Genomic DNA, 4209 nt, shown 5'->3' with positions numbered 1-4209 from the left:
GGCTGACACTGCGTTGAAAATGGTTGAAGATCTTGCCGCTTCCACCCCGTTTAACGTGCAGCAACTGACGCAAGCTTTTATCAAACTAAAAGCCTTAGGGCTTGAACCGTCACGAGAAGCATTGGCTTCTTATGGCAATACAGCTTCTGCAATGGGTAAAGACCTGATGCAATTTATTGAGGCGATTGCTGATGCTGTAACGGGGGAATTTGAGCGTCTTAAGGAATTTGGTATTAAAGCAAGCACGCAAGGCGAGCAAGTTGCTTTCACTTTCCAAGGTGTAACCACCACAATTGGCAAAAATGCAGAGGAGATTGAACAATATCTATGCAAAATTGGGCAGGTGCAATTTGCGGGTGCAATGTCGGAACAAATGAAGACGCTGAATGGAATTATCAGCAATATTGGCGATAATTTTGCAAAATTTGCCCGCGAGGTTGGCGCTGGAGGTTTAAATGATGCATTACGCGATGTTGCCTTGAGCTTAAAAGATGCGACAGATAATGGGAAAGAAGCGGCACGCGCTCTTGGTCAAACATTGGGCAATGTTGTGAGGGTTACAGCGGATGCGCTTGGTTTTCTCGTGCGGAATGCGGATTTAGCGGTTCAAGGTCTTGCGGCGATTTTAATTGCTCGAACGGTGAGTGCTGCGATTGGAGCTATGAATGTTGCCATATTAGGCAATGCTGGCGCAATTGTAGGTTTTCGCTTATTGACGCAGGTCTCGGTGGCAACGGCTGCTCAAATGGTGATCGTTGAAGGTGCAACGAAGTTAGCGACTTTGGCGATGACCGGTTTGCGCAGCGTCATGCTTTTACTCGGCGGCCCCGCGGGGATTATCGTTCTGGCAGGCCTTGCGCTTTATAAATTAGCCCAAGGTCATGACGCGGCAGGGAAAGCGGCGAAAGACCATGCCGCAGAAATGGAAGAACTACGTGACAAGCTAAAAAAAACGACAGATAATATTGAAGAATTGAATGCCGCCTCGCGCAATGAGGCTTTGGCGCGTTGGACAGAAAAACTACAGATTGCCCAAGAGAATATTCGCGATGTTACCTATCAATTGCAACGCGGAGCGATTGGCGGATTTTGGGATCAATTTTCTAGGTTCGGTACTCAGCTCAATGCGGACCTGGCGTATATTCGAGGAGCGTTCATAGAAGGCAGAATTAGCGTTGATCAATATCAAGAGGCCATTTGGGCATTGGCCGCTAAATATCCGGATTTCACAAAAAACGCCAAAGAAATTCAAGAACAGGTTTTAGCGCTGAAAGCGGCAGAACTCGCCGCTAGACGCGCAGGCGCTGCGATTGGTCAATTGCGCTCAGGTGTCACACAAACGGCAGCAGAACAAGCCAAGCCTGATAGCCCTCAAGCGTCAACGCAAGCAGTGGCACCAAAACAACACGATGATAAGCAAGAAGAAAAAATCCGCTCTTATATTCAGCGGCTGGAGGATGAAGAAAGAGCATTAAAGCGCGTTATTGCCGCGCGTTCCCTTGAGGGGGATGCGCTTAAAGATGCGCGTATTCTTAACGAGCAGGAACAAGTTTTGCGGCGTTTGGGTATTGATTTAACCAAGGATCAAAGCGAGCAAACACTACAATATGCGCAGCATATTCGTGATCTCATCAGTCGAAAATATGAATTGGAGCAAGCGGATCAATCAGCGCAAACAGCAACAAGAAGCCAATCAGATGCGGTGAAAGATATTACACGTGCTTATAATGCATTAAAATCAGAAACCGAGCAAGCGGCCTTAAGGGCGATTGAGTGGCGAGAAGAAGCATTAAGAGGTCTTGATAAAACCAGTGCTGGCTATGCGACGTTCCGTGCGCAAGTTGAGGAAGTTTTTCAGCATATGCTGCGGGAAGCGCGTGAAAAAGATGTAGAAAATTCAAAATACTGGGCTGATGGACTAAAACGTGGTTTTCGCGATGTGATCAATGATGCGCAAAATATGGCGGCACAAACAGAAAATTTGGTCAAAAATGCTTTTAAAGGCATGGAAGATGCTCTGGTGAGTTTTGTGACCACTGGCAAACTCGATTTTAAATCGCTGATTGATTCAATCATTGCCGATCTTGTGCGTTTGCAAATTCGCAAAAGCATTATTGGGCCATTGGCCGATGCTTTTGGTGGCTTTAATTTTGGTTCATTGTTCGGTTTAGCGCATACAGGCGGTGTGATTGGGAGTGACACGCTTGAGAGCAGAAGTGTTAATCCAGCGCTCTTTTCTGGTGCCCACAAATTCCATAGTGGCGGTGTGATTGGCAATGAGGTGCCGATTATCGCCAAGCGCGGGGAAACAGTATTTACGCCAGGGCAAATGCGGCTTTTAAGCGCTGGTCTTCAAAGGTCTGAGGCTGGTAAAGTTGAGGTTCATGTTCACAATAATGCTGCGGGCGTTCAAGCCAAAACACGAAGCTCAAAGCGTCCCGATGGTGGAAGCCGGATTGATATTATTATTGAGCAGATTGAGAGCCAAATGACGCGCAACGTTGCACGCGGTGAAGGACTAGCGCCAATGTTAGAGCGTCGCTATGGGCTCAATCCAGCAGCGGGGAGCTATCGATGATCTCATGGCCGCAAACTCTGCCTTTGCCGACGATTGAGGGCTATAGTATTCAGCCGTCTGATGCTATTTTACGCACGGAGATGGAAGCGGGGCCAGCGAGGCAGCGACGCCGTTTTACGCAAGTGCCAAGCCGTGTTTTGGTGCGTTGGATTATGCGTCGTGACCAATTTGCTCTGTTTGAAGCTTGGTATCACTGGAAAGCCAAGGAAGGCGGTGCATGGTTTGAAATAGAGCTTTTGGGTGGGCTCGGGCTTTTGATGCAAGAAGCACGCTTTACGCAGCAATTTCAAGCGCAATTACTTGCCGGAACCTTATGGGAAATTCGCTGCGAACTCGAAATTCGTGAACGCCCCGTGTTTGATGAAGGTATATTGGATTTATTGCTCATTGAAGATGCGCAGGGGCTGATAACAAGCGGCGATCAATTACACCTTCTCGTGCATCAAACGCTACCGCAACGCTTAGGATATATTTAGGCTAAAGGTTCTGTCAAGACGATATGTTGCTCTAACCATAATTTGAGCGCATTAAAATTAAATTGGTTCGTCTGGTAAAGTTTGGTGATAAAATCAAAGGTCTGGTCGGGATCGTCGGCAAGATAAGCGCCATTTATAACTAAAAATGTATGCATAACGGCGAAAGCAACCCTTTTATTGCCATCAATGAAGGGGTGATTTTGCGAAAGGCTTTCCCACAAAGCCGCCGCTTCTTCTACAAGACTGGTATAATATTTTAATTGCGGGCGATATAAGGCCGTTTCTAGCGCGCCAAGATCTCTTACCCCTAAAGTGCTGCCATAGCGCTTGATTTGATCTTCATGAATAGCAAGCGCTTCGACCAGAGTGATGTAAGTGATCATTTAGCCAGCTTTTGATAGAGTTCAGCATATTTGTCGTGGCTTTTATTGTAAGCAGACATGATGTGCGCGCGGGGCCGCTCATATTTACGCTTTTCAAGAAGATCGCGCAAAGCCTCATCAACAAGCGCTTGGATTTGTTTGCCTTCTTGTTCAGCAAGGCTGTAAAGATGGTTTAAAATTTCACTATCGACTTGGGTTGCAAATTTTTTTCGCAATTGAGCCATGGCGCGCCTTTTTACATGAAGTGGTTTATTCTCTACACATTATCATGATGTATCATGATATGTCAAGAAATTAGCGCAATGTGCTTGTTTTACAAGTTTTTTTTAAGCTGAAAGGAGGCATTTATGAATTTGCAAGAGCGCTTGGAGGAAGCGATTGCGCGCGTCCAAGTGGATAGTAAAATTCTGCATAAAGTGGTTCATGGCGATGATCAAACAAGCGTCCCCACTGAAGGCGGTACTGTTAAGACGGTCGCTAAAACCCTTAAAGAGCTCGAGGAACATATCGAAAGTGAACTTGATGATCTGGGCGCGACAACAGATCAAATCCGCCAAGCTTTAACGCAAGCGCAAGCTTACCGCGATGAAGCGCAAACATCTGCACAATCCGCGAGTGATGCGGCTCATGCGCTGCATTTACCAAGCGATATTCGGGGCCAAGCGGGAAAACTTCTGGCGGTCAAGCAAAGCGAAGATGGCTTTGAGGTAATTGAGTCAGTTGGCGTATTTTATGGTTTACGTGCTGACGGCTCAAAGCTTACCGCTATTAC

Annotated in this window: 5 protein-coding genes; 3 read left to right on the top strand and 2 right to left on the bottom strand. The window is 46.8% G+C overall.

All coding sequences use genetic code 11. The annotated features are described in order from the left end of the window. Both BN338_RS01745 and BN338_RS01740 read left to right on the top strand, forming a co-directional pair. Window positions 1-2578 (top strand): phage tail tape measure C-terminal domain-containing protein (locus tag BN338_RS01745; protein ID WP_039758455.1); only part of this gene is annotated, 2578 nt, incomplete at its 5' end. Beyond that, on the top strand, window positions 2575-3054 hold the full coding sequence (locus BN338_RS01740) for a hypothetical protein (RefSeq protein ID WP_039758454.1): 480 nt from the start codon (window positions 2575-2577) through the stop codon (window positions 3052-3054). The genes BN338_RS01745 and BN338_RS01740, both read left to right, overlap by 4 nt. Here BN338_RS01740 and BN338_RS01735 read toward each other — a convergent pair. Both BN338_RS01735 and BN338_RS01730 read right to left on the bottom strand, forming a co-directional pair. Then, on the bottom strand, window positions 3051-3437 hold the full coding sequence (locus tag BN338_RS01735; RefSeq protein WP_039758452.1) for a type II toxin-antitoxin system death-on-curing family toxin: 387 nt from the start codon (window positions 3435-3437) through the stop codon (window positions 3051-3053). The genes BN338_RS01740 and BN338_RS01735 overlap by 4 nt on opposite strands. After that, the gene (locus BN338_RS01730) at window positions 3434-3661 is read right to left on the bottom strand and encodes a hypothetical protein (RefSeq protein ID WP_039758449.1); all 228 of its coding nucleotides are present in this window, start codon (window positions 3659-3661) and stop codon (window positions 3434-3436) included. The genes BN338_RS01735 and BN338_RS01730 overlap by 4 nt, the downstream gene beginning before the upstream one ends. A 123-nt stretch (window positions 3662-3784) precedes the next feature. Here BN338_RS01730 and BN338_RS12005 point away from each other — a divergent pair. Then, the coding region (locus BN338_RS12005; RefSeq protein WP_198003659.1) for a hypothetical protein at window positions 3785-4209 on the top strand (425 nt) is incomplete at its 3' end.

Source organism: Bartonella queenslandensis AUST/NH15 (assembly GCF_000312585.1).
GTDB lineage: Bacteria > Pseudomonadota > Alphaproteobacteria > Rhizobiales > Rhizobiaceae > Bartonella > Bartonella queenslandensis_A.
This window is presented reverse-complemented; position numbering and strand designations above follow the sequence as displayed.